The organism is Halobacillus sp. BBL2006 (genome assembly GCF_000786645.1).
Lineage (GTDB): Bacteria > Bacillota > Bacilli > Bacillales > Halobacillaceae > Halobacillus.
This window is the reverse complement of record NZ_JRNX01000819.1, coordinates 1-507: the sequence shown is the minus strand read 5'-3', so window position 1 is coordinate 507 and position 507 is coordinate 1. Positions and strand designations below refer to the sequence as shown.

The 507-nt window shown below is 44.2% G+C and carries 1 riboswitch.

The features are described 5' to 3' along the window. Positions 1-387: 387 nt before the first annotated feature. Positions 388-490: riboswitch (purine riboswitch) on the bottom strand. Positions 491-507: the final 17 nt, after the last annotated feature.

Sequence of the window (507 nt, the reverse complement as noted above, 5' to 3'; positions counted from 1 at the left end):
TGTCATTCCTGCCATAAATTCCGTACGATAATTCGTCCCTAATTCCTTAAACTTGAAATATTCCTTCATAAAAAAACATCCTCCCTCTTCCTTTTTGGCACCTCTTCTTTCGGTGTCAGGTACCAGTTTCTCTCTTTTGTGTACCTGGTACCATTTTTCATCTTGGTGGTGTCAGGTACCGGTTCTCTTCTTGGCAGTGTCACGTACCGGTCTGTTCACCCTCGGTACCTGACACCAAATCTACACCAAATCTGTCACGGCGGTACCTGGTACCACAACCAGCCAAACCAGCGTCTAAATAATAAAAGACACTCTGGGGAAATCCCAGAGTGTCTACCTGTTTACGCGTAAATGGACGATTCTCAGGAGAAGCGATACCTCTCCTGTATGTCATCTATTCACCAGCGTAGTCAGACCTATTTACGGCGGTCCGGTAGAAACTCATGGGCCATATCCCCAAAATTATACGAAGGTGTACCTATTTGTTTGATTTTTTTCTATCATACA